Here is a 15,774-nt window from a genome sequence, read left to right as displayed (position 1 = left end):
TCACGTCCCTTCCGGGTTGTCGATGAATTGTTCGCGCCACACCTCGTGGACCAGCAGCGCCCACAGCGCGAGCGACGCCCGAGCGTCTGGGCCCACCGCCTGCACGTCGAACAGGGCCTGCACGGCCTGCGGATCGACCTGACCTGCGCGACGCAGGCGGTCCGGCGCCAGGAGGTCGTGTGCGTAGTCCCACAACGGCCACCCCGGGGCGAACATCGCGGCGATCGGCAGCGTGAACGGCTGTTTCTTCCTGGCCAGCACCGACGGGGGCAGACTGCCGGCGGCGGCCGCGTTCAGTGCGCGTTTCACCTTGCCGCCCTCGATCCTTAGCCGGTCGGGCAGTCGCCGGCCGAGTGCCACGATCTCCCGCTGGCAGTAGGGCAGCCGCGCCTCCACCGAACTCGCCATGCTCATGTGGTCGACCCGGCGCAGGTGGTACGCGGGCAGCCGGTGGGCCAGTTCGAACTCGGTGATCCGGTCAAGAACCGTGCCCTTGCCCCGGTCCAGGACGGTTGTCGCGGCGGCGGGCAGCGCGGGTTCGTCGCTGTCCAGTTCGACGGCGTAGTCCGCGGTGTAGAGCTTTCTGCGCATGTCCGTGGGCAACACCGCCAGCTCGTCCACATAGGACGATTGCCATGGCTGGCCGGCGGCGGCCGCCTCGGTCGCGGCTCGCATCCGCCCGTAGCCGCCGAACACCTCGTCCGCCCCGTCACCGGTGAGCGCGACCTTGAAGCCGGCGTCGTGGATTCGGGCGAAGAGGGCGTGGCTGCTCAGCGTGATCGGATCGGCGTTGGGCTGGCCCAGGTGCCGGACCACTTCGGGCAGCAGGTCGGGGAACGTGGCCGGGTCGATCTCGACCTGGTGGTACGTGACCCCGGCGTGGGCCGCGACCTCCCGGGCGAAATGCCGCTCGTCGTCGGGCCACGAACCGGTGTACGCGATGTTGAACGTGTGCAGGTCCGCCGCGACCTCCGCGGCGAGCACAGTGACCAGGCTCGAATCAAGCCCGCCCGAAGTGATCGTGGCGACCGGGACGTCCGCGGCCAGCAAACGATGAACTTCGTCGCGCAACCGGTCGCGGACAACGGTTTCCGTCGGATCGACCTCGGTTGTGGGCGATGTCCGGTGAATCAGGCAAAGTCCATTGTGGTCGCACACGGCGGTGGTCGACGGTGGCAGGGTCCTGATGCCGGCGAACATGGTCTGCTCGCCGAACGGGGTCTTGGTGGCCAGGTAGGCGTCCAGGCCGGGAGTCCACAGTGTCCTGGGCACCGCCTCGAACGCCAGCAACGCCGGTATCTCGGACGCGAAGAACAGCTCACCCTGCCCCGGATGCCACGAGTAGAACAGAGGTTTCATCCCGACGTGGTCGGTTGCCAGCACCAACCGGGGCTTGCCCCGCAGGTCCAGCACCGCCACCGCGTACATACCGTCGAGATGGTCGGGAAAGTCGTCCCCGTAGACGTCGTACAACGCCGGGAGGATCGACCCGTCGCAGTGGTCGGCGAAGTGGTATCCCCGGTGCCGCAGCGATTCGCGGAGCTCCCGGTGGTTGTAGATCTCCCCGTTGAAGGCGACCTGGACGGCACCGCCGGCCAGCTGGTACGGCTGCCGCCCGCCAGCCAGATCCATGATCGCCAGCCGATTGGCGCCGACCGACCACTCCGCTCCGGCGGCGCGCCCGTGTGCGTCCGGTCCGCCGTGCCGCTGCCGATCGGCAACCATGTCCAGGTGAGCCGGTGGGACAGCCGAGTTGAAGTGTCCATAGATCCGGCACATTCGCAAACCACCCCCGTGCTGGTGTTCCGGTCGTCCCGAAACCAGCTAACAGGGCCAGGTTCCCAGCGTCGTGAGCCATGTGTCCCGGCGAAACCTGGGACACCGGGGTGGTCAGGGGCGGGCTCGTCGAAGGTTGGCCTGCGCGCCGGGCACCAGTTCGTGCGGGTCGTTCCAGTGCCCGGCCGCCGGGTGGTCAGGCGAGGTGGAAAGCGGTGTCGGTGACGGGTGGGTGGGCCGCCTTGTGCGCGTCCAGCGAGGAGATGGCCCAGGCGACGTTTTCGAGCAGTCGGCCGGCGAGGTTCTCCGAGAAGCCGGGACGGCACACGACCCGGGCGATCATCACGTTCTCGGCGTCCGCGGGCAGGGGATAGGCGGGGACTTGCCAGCCGCGTTCGCGGAGCTTGGCCGACAGGTGCCCCAGGGTCCAGCCCCGGGTGTCCGGATCGGGCAGTTCGAAGCTGACCACGGGCAGGTCCGACCCGGTCGACCACAACCGGAAGCCCTGGTCGGTCAGGCCGGTCGCGATCATCGCGGCGGCCTCGCTGCACCGGTCGATGAGCGACCGGTAGCCGGCCCGGCCGAGCCGGAGGAACGTGGTGTACTGGTTGATCACCGGCGCCGCCGGGCGGGAGAAGGTGAGCGAGAACGTCTTGACCGGCTCCCCGCCCAACACGTTGACCTCGAAGCACAGGGAGTCCGGCAGCAGCGCCGGATCGCGCCACAGCACCCAACCGAGCCCCAGGTTGGTCATGCCGTACTTGTGTCCGGAGGCGTTGATGGAGGCGACCCGGTTGAGCCGGAAGTCCCAGGGAGCGACGTCACTTTGGAACGGAGCGACAAATCCGCCACTGGCCGCGTCCACATGCACTGACAGATCGAGGCCGTCCTGCGCGGCGCGTCGGTCCAGGGCCGCGCACAGCTCAGCGACCGGGTCGTAGCGACCGGTGGCCGGGTAGCCGAGCGTGGCGACCACCCCGATCGTGTCCGCGTCGCAGGCGGCGACGGCGGCGTCGACGTCCAGCATGCCGACACCGGTCGGGTCGGCCCGGATCGGGATCTTGCGCGGGACGACGTCGAAGTAGCGGCACGCCTTGTCCCAGCAGGGATGACAGGCAGTCGAGTACACCAGGTTCGGCATCCGCCCGTCGATGTTGTGGCCGTTATCGCGCCACCGGGTCCGCGCCGCGAGCACCGCGAGCAGGATTGCTTCCGAAGATCCGGTGGTGGCGACGCCGGCGAAACGCATGTCCTCGTCGTGCCACAGGTCGGCCAGGATATTCAAACAGCGGCGTTCCAACTCGACACTCGCCGGATATTCGTCGTGGTTGGTGATGTTCTTGGTCAGATTCTCCACGACGACCGCGGCCAGCTCCGGCTCCAGGAAAGTCGAGCAGAACGTCGCGGCGTTCAGTCGGGCCGAGCCGTCCAGAAGCAACTCGTCCCGCACAATGGCCGTGGCCAGCGGGGCGGACACCATGTTCTCGCAGAGCTGGAACCGTGGCACGACATCGGCGTCGATGTCATGTGCGTACAACGGCGAAACAGCGAGCGGTGCGTCCGTTGTGGTACCACGGCGATGGATGGTCATAATGTACTCCCTCGCCCCCAGTTCGTCGGCTGGCAGGTTTCCAACGCACAAAGGCCCAGTCTGCCGAACAGAGTCGCATGTGCGAATAAGCCAACCGGGTATTCAGTCGGCTCGACGATCGCCATCCGTCGAAAGGCGGACAAACCTCCCCGGGGCGACCGGGGCGCGATCGTCCATGTGGGTGGCGTCGGTCCCGTCGGCCCGAGGTGCGGTGTCCGACGGTCGGCTGGGCCCGGTGAACCATCCACCCAAGACTGTCCAAGCAGGAATGAGCGGCCCTGCGCGGTGTGGCGCGGAGCACGGCCAAGCCGAGGTTACATTTGTCACAGTGATTTCGTTCGAATTTTCGTTGCTCTCGTCAGTGCAGTGGCATGGGCTGAAGTCCGCAATTGCAGTGCCGGCTGTTTCGCCGGGTCGGAAATGCGGTAACGATGGTGAACGTGGATCACCCGAGCCCGGTGAGGAGCTCACATATGCGACCGCAGCTCAAAAGCATCGTGTGGGAGCGTGTCGACCGACAGTTGCGGCTTGTTTACGACGTCCGCGACCAGTTCGTCCTCGATGACGAGGATGGCGCTGTCGAAGCGCTGCTGGTGTTGCTGCGGGCAGGCGGCCGCACTGTGTCTGAGCTTGCCGCGGCATTGGGTGAGCAGGGCCGACAGGTTCCCGTTGACGACGTGGTCGCGGCGGTTGAGGTGCTCGACCATTATCGTTTGCTCGAAGACGGCGGTCATTTGGGTCGCCTTGACGAAACCGAGCAGGAACGCTATTTCAGCAATCTCGCGTTCTTCGAGTCGTTCGGTTCCCTGGCGCGCAGTCGTGAGGATTTCCAGGAAAGGTTACGCGGCGCGCACGTACTCGTGCTCGGCACCGGTGGGCTCAATTCCAACACCATTCCACACATGTGCGGCCTCGGTGTCGGCCGGCTGACATTGCTGGACCGGGACGCGGTCGAGTTGCGCAATTTCGCGCGCCAGTATTTGTATCGCCGGTCGGATCTCGGCGCGCACAAGGTGGCCGTGGCCGCGGACTGGGTCCGCGCGTTCGATCCGGCGATCAAGGTGGACGCGGTCGAAGCCCGGATCGACAGCGTCGACTCGGTCACCGAGTTGCTGGACCGCTTCCGGCCGGATCTGGTGATGTCCGGTGTGGACAGTCCGGTCGGCATCGACGGATGGGTGAACGACGCCTGCGTTTCGCGGCGCACTCCCTATGTCCGCGGCGGCATGTACGTCACGCAAGGGGTGGTGTGGTCGGTCAACCCCGGTGTCAGCGGTTGCCTGCGCTGTTCGCCGGATGACGGTCCGGGCGACGACGTCGATCCGCAGGAGCGTTCGGCCGCCGCATTGTTCCGCGGCAAACCGCGCGCCAACCGGGGGATCGGGCCGGTCGCGGGTTTGCTAGGTGCGTTCTGCGCCTTCGAGGTCCTGCGCTACCTCACCGACTTCGAACCGCCCGCCCATGCCGGACGGCCGCTGATCATCGACTTCGCCAACGCCTGCGCGACCCGGAACAACACCGTGTGGCAACGCGACCCCAGCTGCGCGATCTGCGGATCGCTCGGCCCGACCACAACGTTTCGGCAAGGAGGTGAAACAGAATGAAGCTCACGATCAAGCGCATCGAGAACACGCGGCTCACGGGTAGCTGCCACCCCACGCTCGTCGCCTCCGGTTGCGACTCGTGACCTGACGCCCCGGCGCGGGACTGTGACCGCGCCGGGGCCTTTCCCACCAAGGAGAAGACATGACCGAGACGGTGTCCGACGACGTGGCCGCCGCCATCGGCCGGCTGGTCGTCGCGCGCGACCGGGATGAGTGCGTCGTCGGTCGCCCGGACCTCGGTGTCTATGTCGCCGTCCCCGAGCCGGGGGCGGTGTTCGTGGAATGCCTGCAGTCGGGCGGCTCCCTGGCCGAAGCGACCGCCCTGGCGAGCGAGGCGGCTGGTGCCGAGGTCGACGGACCGGACTTCCTCGACGGACTCGCCGCCGCCGGCCTGCTCGATCCGCCTGGTCAAGTCGCCGCCGCGACCGGCCGGTCGCGGCAGATTCGCTGGATAGAAGGCGTCAGCCCGAACGTCGCCCGTCGGCTGTTCGGCCGGACAGCCTGGACCCTCTACTGTGCCGCGGCGGCGTTCGCGGTCGGGATACTGCTGCTGCGGCCAGATCTGCGCCCCTCGTTCGAGGACAGCTGGTGGCTGCCTGATCCGGGGTTGTCGGTGCTGCTGCTCATCCCCATCTGGTTCCTGGTCGCCGGTGTCCACGAGGCATGGCATTGGCTGGCAGGACGCGCCGTCGGCGTCCCTGCCGTCTTCCGGGTCAGCTACCGCGGCGCCTTTCTGGTGTTCGAAACCGACCTGACCCAGATCGTGACCGTGCCAAGACACAAGCGCTACAGCCCTTTCCTGGCCGGCATGGCCATCGACTCGGTCTGGCTGGCGACGGCGTTGGGTCTGCGGCTGGCCAATCGCACCACCGCGATCATCCTGCCGGGCACGATGGACCGGCTGCTCGCGGCGCTTGTGCTGACGCTGATCTACGGCCTGGTTTGGCAGTTCGCCGCGGTGTTCATGCGCAGCGACATGTATGCCGTACTGGCCAACGCCCTGCGTTGCAACGACCTCTACCGGGCGACGTTGCTCACCAACAAAGACCGCCTGTGGCGCCTTAGTCCACAGGAGACCGAAGAACTGGCGACCATCAGTGAGCACGACCGGCGGGTGGCCCGCTGGTTCGGCGTCGTCAACCTGGCCGGGATGCTCGCCGTGGGCTGGGTCTTCCTCGCCTGGATCGTGCCGTTCCTGCTCGGCATGGTGGTCTGGGTCCCGGGCAACCTGCTCAGCCCCGATCCGACCTCGGTCGCCTTCTGGGAGTCCGTGGCGCTGATCCTCGTGACTCTCGGCCAGATCGCCGGTCCCGTATTGCTGGCCCTGCGGGAGCGACGCCTACAACGCACAGGAGCGCTACGATGACCGAGACTCGACGCTGGCTTTGGCGAACCGGGCTGCTCGTGGCTGTTGTCGGCATCGCCGCGCTCCTCGTCGTCGGCCCGTACAGCTTCTCGTCCGCCACGATCACCGGATCCAAGGCGATACAGCGCGATTCGCCCTGCCTGCCGGGCACCGCAGTGTCCATTCTCGACAGTCCACACATCTCACCCGTGCGCGCGACGTCAGTGCGGTATGACTCAGTGCCGCCGACATCGGGCCCGCATTTCGCCGCGACCATCGCCACCGGCGTATACCCGAGTCCGGTTCCCGAAGGCCTGACTGTCCACGCGATGGAGCACGGTCACGTGGTCATCCAGTACGCCCAGAACCTGCCAGGGGACCAGATAGACGCGCTGAACAGCATCGCCAGGCGCTACGGGGCCGACGTGGTCCTCGCTCCCTACGACAAGCTCGACTCCGGGATCGCACTCACCGCATGGGGCCGCATCGACCACCTGGATCACTACGACGGGTCCCGGATCGCCACCTTCGTCGAAGGTCTCCGCGGCCGCTACATCCACGGCTGGACGCACTCCGACGACTGCTCACCGAACGCGGCGGTGAAAATCACCGCCGCGCCCGCATTGTCCTGCGGTTATTCGTTGGCGGCCATCGATGGGTCCTGTGGTGCGGGGTCGGCCTGCGGATGCTGCGCGACCTGCGACGACCGGTCCTGCTGACGCACCTCGTGTACGACGTGGTCAAGGAGACGCCGTGAGGTTGTCGACGATCAGGGTGAGGGTGAAGTCGAACCGGTCGTGTCCGCTGCCGGCGGTCAGTTCGGCCGCATAGCGTCGGGTGTACGGAAAGCGGTCGGCGGGCAGGGCGCTGAACCGGTCGACGAGTTCTTCACGGCTGAGCACCCAGCTGTGGTCGGGGTGTTGCTGCCGTTGTCGAACGAGTGAGCGTTCCAGGACGTAGGCGTTGACGTAGAGGGTGAGCGCGTCGCGTGCCCACGCGGCGGCCTGCGGTTCGATGCCGCCGGCCAGCAGGATCGCCAGGATTCCCTCACCGACCCGCAGTGTTTCGAGGTGGGTGGGGACCATGGCCAGGGCGGCGCGGGAGACACCGGGGTATTTCAGGTACAGGTCGCGCATCTGGGCGTACACGCCGAGGATCTGCTCCCGCCACCTGGCCGGGTCGGGCTCGGGCAGTTCGATCTCGGCGCAGAGCCGGCCGATGATCAGATCGTCGAGGTCGTCCTTGTTGAGGATGTGCGCGTACAGCGAGGACGGCCCGGTGCCGAGCACGGCGGCGACCCGGCGGATGGTCAGCGCGTCGTAGCCCTCGGTGGCGATGACCTGCAACGCGGCGTCGGTGACCCGGTCGGTCGTGATCGGTGTCTTGCGCTGCGCCGGCGGCGCGGGGTCCGGGTGGGGCTGTGCGTGCCGGGCCGCGCGGCGCTGTTCGGGGTCGGTGGGCATGTCGGTCACTATAGCTTGACACGAACTAAGTTCGTCATCTAGAACTTAGTTCGTGAGTACTGAACTAAGTTCGTTGGAGTCGGCTCGCCCGACTCCGCTTCCGCTCGGCCGGGCGTGGCTGGTCCTGGTGGTCGTGGTCATCGCCGAACTGATGGACCTGATCGACACCAGCGTCGCCAACCTCGCCGGCCCCTCGATCCGCGCCGACCTCGGCGGCGGGCCGATGACCCTGCAGTGGGTGCTGTCCGCCTACACCGCGGCCTTCGCGCTCGGCCTGGTCACCTCCGGCCGGCTAGGCGACCTGCTCGGCCGCCGCCGGCTGTTCCTGCTCGGCATGGCCGGCTTCACCCTCGCGTCACTGGCCTGCGGCCTCGCGCCCGGCGCCCGGTTCCTGATCGTCGCCCGCGTGTTCCAGGGCCTGTTCGGGTCCGTGATGATCCCGCAGGGCCTGGCCCTGGTGAAGATCGTCTTCCGGCCGGAGCACCTGCGCAAGGCGCTGATGCCGTTCGGCCCGATCATGGGGCTGGCCACGGTGGCCGGGCCGATCCTGGCCGGGTGGCTGCTGCACCTTGACCTGTTCGGCAGCCAGTGGCGCTCGATCTTCCTGATCAACGTCCCGATCGGCGTCCTGGCCGCCGCCCTCGGCTGGAGCGTGCTGCCCCGGCACGGTGGCGAGGACCGCCGCGCCCGCCTCGACTTGCGTGGCGTGGGCCTGCTGACGGCCGGTTCGGCGCTGTTGATCGTGCCGCTCATCCAGGGCCGCGACCTGGGCTGGCCGGCGTGGACCTACGCGATGATCGCCGCCGGACTGGTGGCCTTCGGGCTGTTCGTCGTGTCCGAACGCCACAGTGGCCACCCGGTCATCACCCCGTCGCTGTTCGGCAAACGCAGCTTCGTGGTCGGCCTGCTGATCGTCGGCGGGTTCTACGCCGCGCTCAGCGCGTTCGTCCTGGTCATCAACCTGCTGCTGCAGTCAGGCATGGGCTGGACGCCGCTGCACACCGGCTTCGCGCTGATTCCCTGGGCGGTGGGCACCGCGGTCGCCACCCTGCTGTCCGGAGCGGTGCTCGCCGAGAAACTCGGCCGCCTCAACCTGTCACTGGGGCTGGCCATCTCCGTCGTCGGCCTGCTCGGCCTCTGGTGGTCCACCGCACACTGGGGTGACGCCATCACCCTGTGGAAACTGGCGCCCGCCCTGCTCGTCACCGGCCTCGGTTCCGGCCTGCTGTTCATCCCCCTGTTCGACTTCATCCTCGGCGACGCCACCACCGAAGAAGTCGGTACCGGAGCGGGCGTCCTCAACGCCGCCCAACAGTTCGCCGGCGCCATCGGCGTCGCCGCGCTCGGCACCGTGTTCTTCGCCCGCGTCGGCGGGCCCGCCAACCCGTCCTACTTCGCCGCCGCCGAGCTGGTGTTCGGCATCTGCGCCGGCGTCTTCGTCCTGGCGCTGCTGCTGGTCAGGCTCCTGCCCAAGCACTCACAGCAAGCCCCGCACTAGCCACGGGGGAAACGGTTCGACTGCGTCGCGGCGTGCTGACACAGTCACACGCTATGACGAACGTCGAGCTTGTGACCGTCGCGGACGTGCAGCTCATGCAGGGTCTGGCGCAGCGCGTCACCGCCGTGCGCCTGGACCTGGTGAACAGCGACGCGTCGTTCGGCGAGCTGGCCTGGAACTGGGGCAAGGGGCACGCCGGCGCCGGCGAGACCTGGCGGCGTCGGCTGTGGTTCGCCGGTGCGGATCTGGTGGCGTGGGGCTGGGTCTATCTGCCACACCAGATGCGGCGGAGCGACGGGTCGGTGCGGGACGTCACCGGCGCCTATCTGGCGTATCAGGTCCATCCCGACCACGCCGAGCTGGTCGACGACGTGATCGACTGGTACGCCGCCACAGCGGGGGACATCGAGCGCACGGTGTCGCCAGGCGCCGCCGATGAGTTCGCCCTGAAGCGCTGGGCGGCGCACGGTTATCAGACCGACCCGGCCGGATCATGGACCCAGCTCAACGAGCGGGACCTCACCGACGTGGAACAGCCGGTACTGCCGGCCGGATTCCGGTTCCGCACCGCCGACGAAGCCGGGCCGGCGGCCGCGGTCCAGGCCCACCTGGACGCCTGGGCCCCGTCGACGTACACGGCCGAGGGCTACCAGGGCGTCCGGCAGAGCGCGACGTATCGCGGCGACCTGCACATCCTGGTGGAAGCGCCGGACGGGACGATGGCGTCCTCGACGATCATGTGGCTCGACGAAGCGAACAAGACCGCCGAGTTCGAGCCGGTCGGGACGCATCCGGGCTACCGGCGGCTGGGACTGGGCAGGGCGATGCTCCTGCACGGGATGCGTCAGGCGCGGGCAGCCGGGGCCACTCACGTGACGGTCGCCTGCCTGGGCGGGCCGGGACATCCCGCGGCGCGCGGGCTGTACTACAGCGTCGGATTCCGGGAGTTGTCGCGGGACGTGCCGCTCATCAGGACCTCGGGTCTTGCTAACGCGTAACCCATCGGTTACGCTTCTTGGGTGGATCAGATCGCTGGGGCGATAGCGGACCCGGTGCGTCGGGACATCCTCGTGATGCTGCGACACAGGCGGCTCTCGGCGGGGGAGATCGCCGCGGGCTTCGCGATCAGCCGGCCGGCCGTGTCCCGTCATCTGCGCGTGCTGCGGGACAGCGGCCTGGTGTACGACGAACTCGTTGGCAGGCAACGGTTCTACGCGCTTGACGCGCACCGGTTCGCCGAGCTCATCGAGTGGCTGGCCCAGTTCGTCCGGCCTTCTGGTTGGCAGCAACGCCTTGACGCGTTGGAGACCGAAGTCCACCGCACTCGTCGCGAACGCGTCACCCGCGACGCCACTGAACACGGAGAGGAAAACACGGCATGAGTCTCGTGCCCACCGGCCAACTGTTCCGCACCGCTGTCGGAAGTGACCTGGTGCTGCCCCGCACGTTCCGCGCGCCGATCACGGACGTGTGGGCCAGCGTCACCGAACCCGAACGCACCGCCCGCTGGTTCGGTCCCTGGGAGGGCGATGCCGCGCCCGGCCGGACGATCAAGGTCCAGATGGTGTTCGAGGAGCAGTCACCCTGGTTCGAACTCCGCATCGACGCGTGCGAACCGCCGCGGCGCCTGGCGGTCTCCTCGTCCGACGAGGCCGGCGCGTGGCGGATGGAACTGTTGCTGTCGGAACAGCAGGGCCTGACCGAACTTCGGCTCGTCAACCACCTGGACACCGTGGACAAGATCGGCGAGGTCGGCCCGGGGTGGGAGTACTACATGGACCTGCTCGTCGCCGCGCGCGACGGTTCGCCGCAGCGGGACTTCGACGAGTACTACCCCGCCATGAAGCCGTACTACGACGAACTCGCCGCTCGAACTGACCTCAGCGACCGGTGACGCGGCACAGGTAGTCCTCGATCGCCGCGGGTGTCTGCGATACCGCCCCGACATAGCCGTCGGGGCGGATCAGGAAGAGCGCGCCGTCGGCCGCGTCGTAGGTGGTCCGCACCTGACCGTCGTGCTGTCCCACTGTCCGAGCCCGGACCACTCCTGGGCGGCGGCGCTCGAACTCGGCCACGTCCACACCGAACCCAAGCAGGGTGAAGTGGGTGCCGCGGAAGACGTCGAACAGTCGAGCGCCGTCTGGACCGTGCACGGGACCGTCGGGCGCACGGTCGCCTGCCTGGAGCAGGCCCGGCGTGGCTCGGTTCTCCGCGGCGAGTGGGCCGCCGCGGTACCCGATACCGAGTTGGGTGATCGCTGGGCTCGTGCCGGTGTTGGATGGTGGTGCGAAGTTACGCTCGGCCAACGCGGTGCTCAGGCCGAGAACGTCTGCGGCCACAGGGAATCGTTCGGCTTCGTAGGTGTCGAGCAACGCGTTGGGCGCGCCGTCGAGCACTCCGGCGAGTTTCCAGCCGAGGTTGTACGCGTCCTGAACGCTGAGGTTGAGACCCTGGCCACCGGCCGAGGAGTGCACGTGCGCCGCGTCACCCGCGAGTAGTACCCGGCCTACCCGAAACTGTTGTGTCATCCGCGCGTTCACGCGGTAGAGCGAGATCGAGCGCAGGTCGTGCAGCCGGATGTCGGTGCGCCCGGTGCGTTCCAGGAGCAGGCCGCGCAGCCCGTCAAGGGAAAGCTCCGGAACCTGCTCGGTCGGCATGGTCACCACGAACTGGAAATACGGTGTGCACGGCAGGTTCCAGAACGAGAACCGGTTGCCGACGTCGCCGTCCCGGGTCAGCATGTGGCAGTAAACGCCGTCCAGGCCGTCCACCCGCACGTCGCCGAGCAGGGTCCGTTCGCTCTCGAAGGTCTCACCCTCGAAGCCGACGCCGATGCTCTTGCGGACCGTGCTGCGCCCGCCGTCCGTGCCCACCAGGTAGGCCGCGCGGATCTCGGACACGTCACCGTCACGGGAGACCGTGGCGGTGACGCCGTCAGCGTCGGGGCGCAACGCCACGAGCTCGGTCTGGAACTCGACGTCACCGCCGAGCGCGCGCAATCGTGCCAAGAGGATCTCGTCGGTACGCCATTGCGGCAGCAGCCACGGCAACGGGTACGGCGCGTCAGCTCGGTGCTCGATCGCGCCGACACCCAGCATCTGCTGCAGCGTCCGCTCCCAGACGATCTCGCGGCCGGCGTAGAGCCGGAACGACGGGAACGGCATGCCGGCGTCCAGCACCTCGTCGATCACGCCGAGGTCGTCGAAGACCTCCAGCGTGCGCGGTTGCAGGCCCTTGCCACGGGAGCTGGCGAACAGGTGCGGCGCCTTCTCCACGACGCGGCACGCGACACCCCGGCGGGCCAGCTCACAGGCCAGGGTAAGGCCGCTCGGGCCGGCGCCGACGATCAGGACCGGGTCCATAGTGGATTTCTTCCTTGTCATGAGTGGGACGTCGTCGGTGCCGTGGTGATGAACGCCGCGATCTGTTCCAGGGCGTGCGTGGCCTCGGGGATCGGGAACAGGGGCCAGACGTGCAGCATGTCGGGATACTCGTGCCAGGCCACCGGAACCCCTGCCCGGGTGGCCTTTTCGCGCAGCCGGTGGGCGTCGGCGTTGAGGATGTCCCGGGTGCCGGTGAAGATCGCGGTCGGCGGGAGGCCGGTCAGCATCCCGAACAGGGGGCTGACCACCGGGTCGCGCACGTCGAGGTCGCCGGCGTAGACGCGGCCCAACTCCGGCAGGCCGCGGGCGGGCAGGATGGGGTCGCGGTGGTCCAGTCGGGCGAGCTCGGGATTGCTGAACGTGGCGTCCGGGGCGGGGGACAGCAGCACGATCCGCGCGGGCTGGGGCATGCCGGCCGACCGAGCCTGCATAGCGAGCGAGAGCGCCAGGTTGCCGCCGGAGGAGTCGCCCATCACCGTCAACTCGCCCTGGGCGGCCAGGTCGGCGTAGAAGGGCAGCAGCATGGCGAAGGTGTCGCGGGCGGTGTGCTCGGGTGCCAGCGGGAACAGCGGCACGGTGACCGCGCAGTCCAGGCGCCGCGCCAGCTTGGCGATCAGGCCCCAGTGCGGCTCGGTGATCGACATCGTCCAGCCGCCGCCGTGCAGGTAGAGCACCCGCCGTGCGGGGGAGTCGCCGTCGCGTGGGGCCACTGTGTACACACGGCAGCTGCTGAACTCCTCCTCTCGCACGGAAAAGCGCTCGCGGACCTTCGCTGAGGGGGCGGCGGGGCCTTTGCGGCGGTCGCCGGCGACGGAGCGGCGGATCCGTTCAGGACCGTCGAACATTTTCTGCACACGCAGTGCCGCGACGGCGGCGGCCAGCAGGCGTGCTCGGATGCTGGGCATCAGGTTGGCTCCGAGGGGAAGTGGTGGGTCAACAGCGGGAGCAGGAGTGTGTCGACCAAGGTCGTCAGGAAGTCGGCGTCGAGTGGTCGGCCGAGCAGCATGTGCCGCAGGATCTGACCTTCGGCCACGTGGTGGGCCGGCCGTGAGTCGGTGTCGGCGGGCAGTTCGCCGCGGACGGCGGCCCGCACGACGATCACCTGGAAGGGTGACAAGTCCTCGTTGTCCACATGGGCGCGCAGGGCGTCGGCGAGGTCGGGCTCCAGCCGCATCGCGTGGATCAGGCCGGTCATGAGGACCACGTACCGGTCGTCGATCCGCGCGCAGGACGCGCGCAGCGCGGCCAGGAGATCGCCGCGCAGTGTGCCGGTGTCGGGCGGGTCGGCCACCTCATCGGCGTCAAGGTGGTCCAGGGCCGCCTTGACCAGTTCGGGCTTGCCGCTCCAGCGGCGGTAGATCGTGGTTTTGCTGGCGTGTGCCCGCGCGGCCACCGCGTCGATGGTCATCGCCGCGTAGCCGACCTCGCCGAGCAGTTCGAGCGTCGCGGCCAGGATGGCCTGCTCGCGTTCGGTTCCTCGGACCATGTCACCTCGAAGTGTACGATACGGTATCGTACACAACATAGCCCGAGCTCGACGGCGGCGCAACGTTTGGGCGTCGCTCGCGATGAGACACAACACGGGTCGTGGAAAGGTGTCGCTACGGTGATCGGGTTGTGGCCGCAAGGGTGGGCCCAGTGGCTCACGTTGATCGTCTCGCTGGCGGCGGGGGCGGCGCTGTCGTCGTGGGGGTGGCGCCGGGTCGGACGACCGGTCTGGCCGGACACGTTCGCGCTGGAGTACGTGGTCTGGGAGCGGGACCGGGTCGCCGCGCTGGCCAAAGGCGCCGCGACCAGCGCGATCGGGTTCCTCGTCACGGTGGTGGTCGCCCTGCTCAAGCAAGAGATCAAGGCGGCTGTGCCCGGTGTGGCGGTGCTCGGCTGCCTGCTGGGTGCGGTCGGGCTGCTGATCTTCGCCGCACGGATGAGCGTGAGCGTGCGAGTGACCGACGCGGCTGGCCGAGGTGTCCGATGAGCACTGACCAGCTCATCTATCTCGTCATCGGTGGTGTCGGGCTGGGAGTGTTCGTGGCGGCCTGCGCCAGTTGGTTCCAGCGCGACCCGGGACCGCCCCAAGCCACAGCGTCAGACAAGGAACCGGATGAGCAGCCGCCCCCGCCACAGCCTCCGAAACCCCCCGACCCACCAGACCCCGCGACACAACGAAGAACAGCCGCGAGGCGGCAACGAGCCATGAAGGCCAAGAAACCCGGGCGCGGTCTGCGCTTGCGCGCGACCACGGACGACTGACAAGCAGTGTCCCAGATCGGCGCCGCTGGTCACTGGCGCCGTGCTGTGACCAGGACGTAGCGGGCGGTGGCCTGGAAGGCGGCCGGGTTCTCGTTGCCTTCCGTGAGCAGGGCGATCGCCCGTTCCTGTGCGTCGGTTTGCAGGTCGTGCTGGCGCAGCAGGGGGCCGAAGGCGAGGGCGAACGGGTGATCGAGTACCTGGTTCTGCCAGTAGTCGGCGACCGAGGCCGCGGTGAACGTCAGTTCACGTTCGTGCAGTCGCACGTCGAACCCGTGGGGGCGCAACAGTTCGCGCACAGTGGCTTCGTCGTGCCAGGCGAACATCGGGCCTGGCGGGCCGCCGGTGGCCTTCGCCACTGCTTCCATGAACACGCCGGACACCGCGTTGATGAGGCCGCCCGGCAGCCACGCGGTGAACACGATCTGCCCGTCCGACGTGGCGACACGGGCCATGTCGGCCGCGGCGGCGACTGGATCGGCGGCGAAGATCACGCCGAACACCGACATGACCACGTCCGCGCTCGCGTCCGGCAAGGGGATCGCCGCGGCGTCGCCCTGCACGAATTTGACGTCAAGCCGCTCGACGCCGCGACGGGCGATCTCCAGTAGTCGCGGCGCGGGGTCCACGCCGGTGACGAGGACCCCGGGTTCCTGGGCGGCGAGCAGGGCGGCGTTGCCGGTGCCGCATCCGATGTCGACGAGGTGGGTGCCGGGTTTCAGGGCGATGAGGTCGAGAGCGGCGCGGGCGGCGGGCAGCAGTTGCGGGGCGATCTGTTCGAACCGGCCCATGCTCCAGTCAACGGTGTTCATGCCTGTCGTTGTATGCGGCGCCGACGACGTGGGCACCGTGGAAATCCCTGATCGG

Annotated in this window: 15 protein-coding genes; 8 read left to right on the top strand and 7 right to left on the bottom strand. The window is 68.4% G+C overall.

Annotated features, from left to right (window positions below):
• Both asnB and gad read right to left on the bottom strand, forming a co-directional pair.
• Positions 1 to 1,779, bottom strand: coding sequence for an asparagine synthase (glutamine-hydrolyzing) (gene asnB / locus EV192_RS32850; protein WP_132122371.1), 1,779 nt, complete (start codon positions 1,777 to 1,779; stop codon positions 1 to 3).
• 193 nt (positions 1,780 to 1,972) lie between these two features.
• Positions 1,973 to 3,367 carry a glutamate decarboxylase gene (gene gad, locus EV192_RS32845; protein ID WP_132122369.1) on the bottom strand — a complete coding sequence of 465 codons (1,395 nt, stop codon included), beginning with the start codon at positions 3,365 to 3,367 and terminating at the stop codon, positions 1,973 to 1,975.
• A 389-nt stretch (positions 3,368 to 3,756) separates the two neighbouring features.
• On the opposite strand from gad, the gene EV192_RS32840 reads away from it, so the two are divergent.
• The 3 genes from EV192_RS32840 (at position 3,757) to EV192_RS32830 (ending at position 7,035) form a co-directional block, all read left to right on the top strand.
• Entirely contained in the window at positions 3,757 to 4,971 is a 1,215-nt protein-coding gene (locus EV192_RS32840) for a HesA/MoeB/ThiF family protein (RefSeq protein WP_207926327.1), read from the top strand.
• A gap of 142 nt (positions 4,972 to 5,113) precedes the next feature.
• Entirely contained in the window at positions 5,114 to 6,337 is a 1,224-nt protein-coding gene (locus EV192_RS32835; RefSeq protein WP_132122367.1) for a hypothetical protein, read from the top strand.
• A complete protein-coding gene (locus EV192_RS32830; protein ID WP_132122365.1) occupies positions 6,334 to 7,035 on the top strand; it encodes a DUF3105 domain-containing protein in 702 nt (233 codons plus the stop codon). Before EV192_RS32835 ends, EV192_RS32830 begins: the two co-directional genes overlap by 4 nt.
• A gap of 21 nt (positions 7,036 to 7,056) precedes the next feature.
• On the opposite strand, the gene EV192_RS32825 is transcribed toward EV192_RS32830, so the two are convergent.
• Complete coding sequence (locus tag EV192_RS32825) at positions 7,057 to 7,779, bottom strand: TetR/AcrR family transcriptional regulator (RefSeq protein ID WP_132122363.1); 723 nt, start codon at positions 7,777 to 7,779, stop codon at positions 7,057 to 7,059.
• Between the two features lie 52 nt (positions 7,780 to 7,831).
• Here EV192_RS32825 and EV192_RS32820 point away from each other — a divergent pair, with 52 nt between their 5' ends.
• Genes EV192_RS32820 through EV192_RS32805 form a run of 4 tightly spaced genes read left to right on the top strand, consistent with a single transcriptional unit; the run spans position 7,832 to position 11,171 of the window.
• Complete coding sequence (locus EV192_RS32820; RefSeq protein WP_243727224.1) at positions 7,832 to 9,277, top strand: MFS transporter; 1,446 nt, start codon at positions 7,832 to 7,834, stop codon at positions 9,275 to 9,277.
• A gap of 53 nt (positions 9,278 to 9,330) precedes the next feature.
• Entirely contained in the window at positions 9,331 to 10,275 is a 945-nt protein-coding gene (locus EV192_RS32815; protein ID WP_132122361.1) for a GNAT family N-acetyltransferase, read from the top strand.
• A gap of 21 nt (positions 10,276 to 10,296) precedes the next feature.
• Complete coding sequence (locus tag EV192_RS32810; protein WP_132122359.1) at positions 10,297 to 10,659, top strand: metalloregulator ArsR/SmtB family transcription factor; 363 nt, start codon at positions 10,297 to 10,299, stop codon at positions 10,657 to 10,659.
• Positions 10,656 to 11,171: an SRPBCC family protein gene (locus EV192_RS32805; protein WP_132122357.1), complete on the top strand. Its 516-nt coding sequence runs from the start codon at positions 10,656 to 10,658 to the stop codon at positions 11,169 to 11,171. Before EV192_RS32810 ends, EV192_RS32805 begins: the two co-directional genes overlap by 4 nt.
• Here EV192_RS32805 and EV192_RS32800 read toward each other — a convergent pair.
• Genes EV192_RS32800 through EV192_RS32790 form a run of 3 tightly spaced genes read right to left on the bottom strand, consistent with a single transcriptional unit; the run spans position 11,158 to position 14,146 of the window.
• Positions 11,158 to 12,660: an FAD-dependent monooxygenase gene (locus tag EV192_RS32800; RefSeq protein ID WP_132122355.1), complete on the bottom strand. Its 1,503-nt coding sequence runs from the start codon at positions 12,658 to 12,660 to the stop codon at positions 11,158 to 11,160. The two genes, EV192_RS32805 and EV192_RS32800, sit on opposite strands and share 14 nt — an antisense overlap.
• Positions 12,657 to 13,565, bottom strand: coding sequence for an alpha/beta hydrolase (locus EV192_RS32795; RefSeq protein ID WP_132122353.1), 909 nt, complete (start codon positions 13,563 to 13,565; stop codon positions 12,657 to 12,659). Before EV192_RS32795 ends, EV192_RS32800 begins: the two co-directional genes overlap by 4 nt.
• Entirely contained in the window at positions 13,565 to 14,146 is a 582-nt protein-coding gene (locus EV192_RS32790; protein WP_132122351.1) for a TetR/AcrR family transcriptional regulator, read from the bottom strand. The genes EV192_RS32795 and EV192_RS32790 overlap by 1 nt, the downstream gene beginning before the upstream one ends.
• Before the next feature lie 120 nt (positions 14,147 to 14,266).
• Between EV192_RS32790 and EV192_RS32785 the strand changes: the two genes are divergently transcribed.
• Positions 14,267 to 14,635, top strand: coding sequence for a hypothetical protein (locus EV192_RS32785; protein WP_132122349.1), 369 nt, complete (start codon positions 14,267 to 14,269; stop codon positions 14,633 to 14,635).
• A gap of 304 nt (positions 14,636 to 14,939) precedes the next feature.
• On the opposite strand, the gene EV192_RS32780 is transcribed toward EV192_RS32785, so the two are convergent.
• Positions 14,940 to 15,719 (bottom strand): class I SAM-dependent methyltransferase, encoded by a 780-nt coding sequence (locus tag EV192_RS32780; protein ID WP_132122347.1) that lies wholly within the window; start codon positions 15,717 to 15,719, stop codon positions 14,940 to 14,942.
• Positions 15,720 to 15,774: the final 55 nt, after the last annotated feature.

Source organism: Actinocrispum wychmicini, from assembly GCF_004345645.1.
GTDB lineage: Bacteria > Actinomycetota > Actinomycetes > Mycobacteriales > Pseudonocardiaceae > Kibdelosporangium > Kibdelosporangium wychmicini.
The sequence above is the reverse complement of the archived record's forward strand: the minus strand, read 5'-3'. Positions and strand labels throughout refer to the sequence as shown.

Coding starts and splice junctions, on each gene's coding strand:
- EV192_RS32825 (WP_132122363.1), bottom strand. CDS start 7,779: ATGCCCACCGACCCCGAACAGCGCCGCGCGGCCCGGCACGCACAGCCC.
- EV192_RS32795 (WP_132122353.1), bottom strand. CDS start 13,565: ATGCCCAGCATCCGAGCACGCCTGCTGGCCGCCGCCGTCGCGGCACTG.
- EV192_RS32830 (WP_132122365.1), top strand. CDS start 6,334: ATGACCGAGACTCGACGCTGGCTTTGGCGAACCGGGCTGCTCGTGGCT.
- EV192_RS32790 (WP_132122351.1), bottom strand. CDS start 14,146: ATGGTCCGAGGAACCGAACGCGAGCAGGCCATCCTGGCCGCGACGCTC.
- EV192_RS32835 (WP_132122367.1), top strand. CDS start 5,114: ATGACCGAGACGGTGTCCGACGACGTGGCCGCCGCCATCGGCCGGCTG.
- EV192_RS32805 (WP_132122357.1), top strand. CDS start 10,656: ATGAGTCTCGTGCCCACCGGCCAACTGTTCCGCACCGCTGTCGGAAGT.
- gad (WP_132122369.1), bottom strand. CDS start 3,367: ATGACCATCCATCGCCGTGGTACCACAACGGACGCACCGCTCGCTGTT.
- EV192_RS32815 (WP_132122361.1), top strand. CDS start 9,331: ATGACGAACGTCGAGCTTGTGACCGTCGCGGACGTGCAGCTCATGCAG.
- EV192_RS32780 (WP_132122347.1), bottom strand. CDS start 15,719: ATGAACACCGTTGACTGGAGCATGGGCCGGTTCGAACAGATCGCCCCG.
- EV192_RS32800 (WP_132122355.1), bottom strand. CDS start 12,660: ATGACAAGGAAGAAATCCACTATGGACCCGGTCCTGATCGTCGGCGCC.
- asnB (WP_132122371.1), bottom strand. CDS start 1,779: ATGTGCCGGATCTATGGACACTTCAACTCGGCTGTCCCACCGGCTCAC.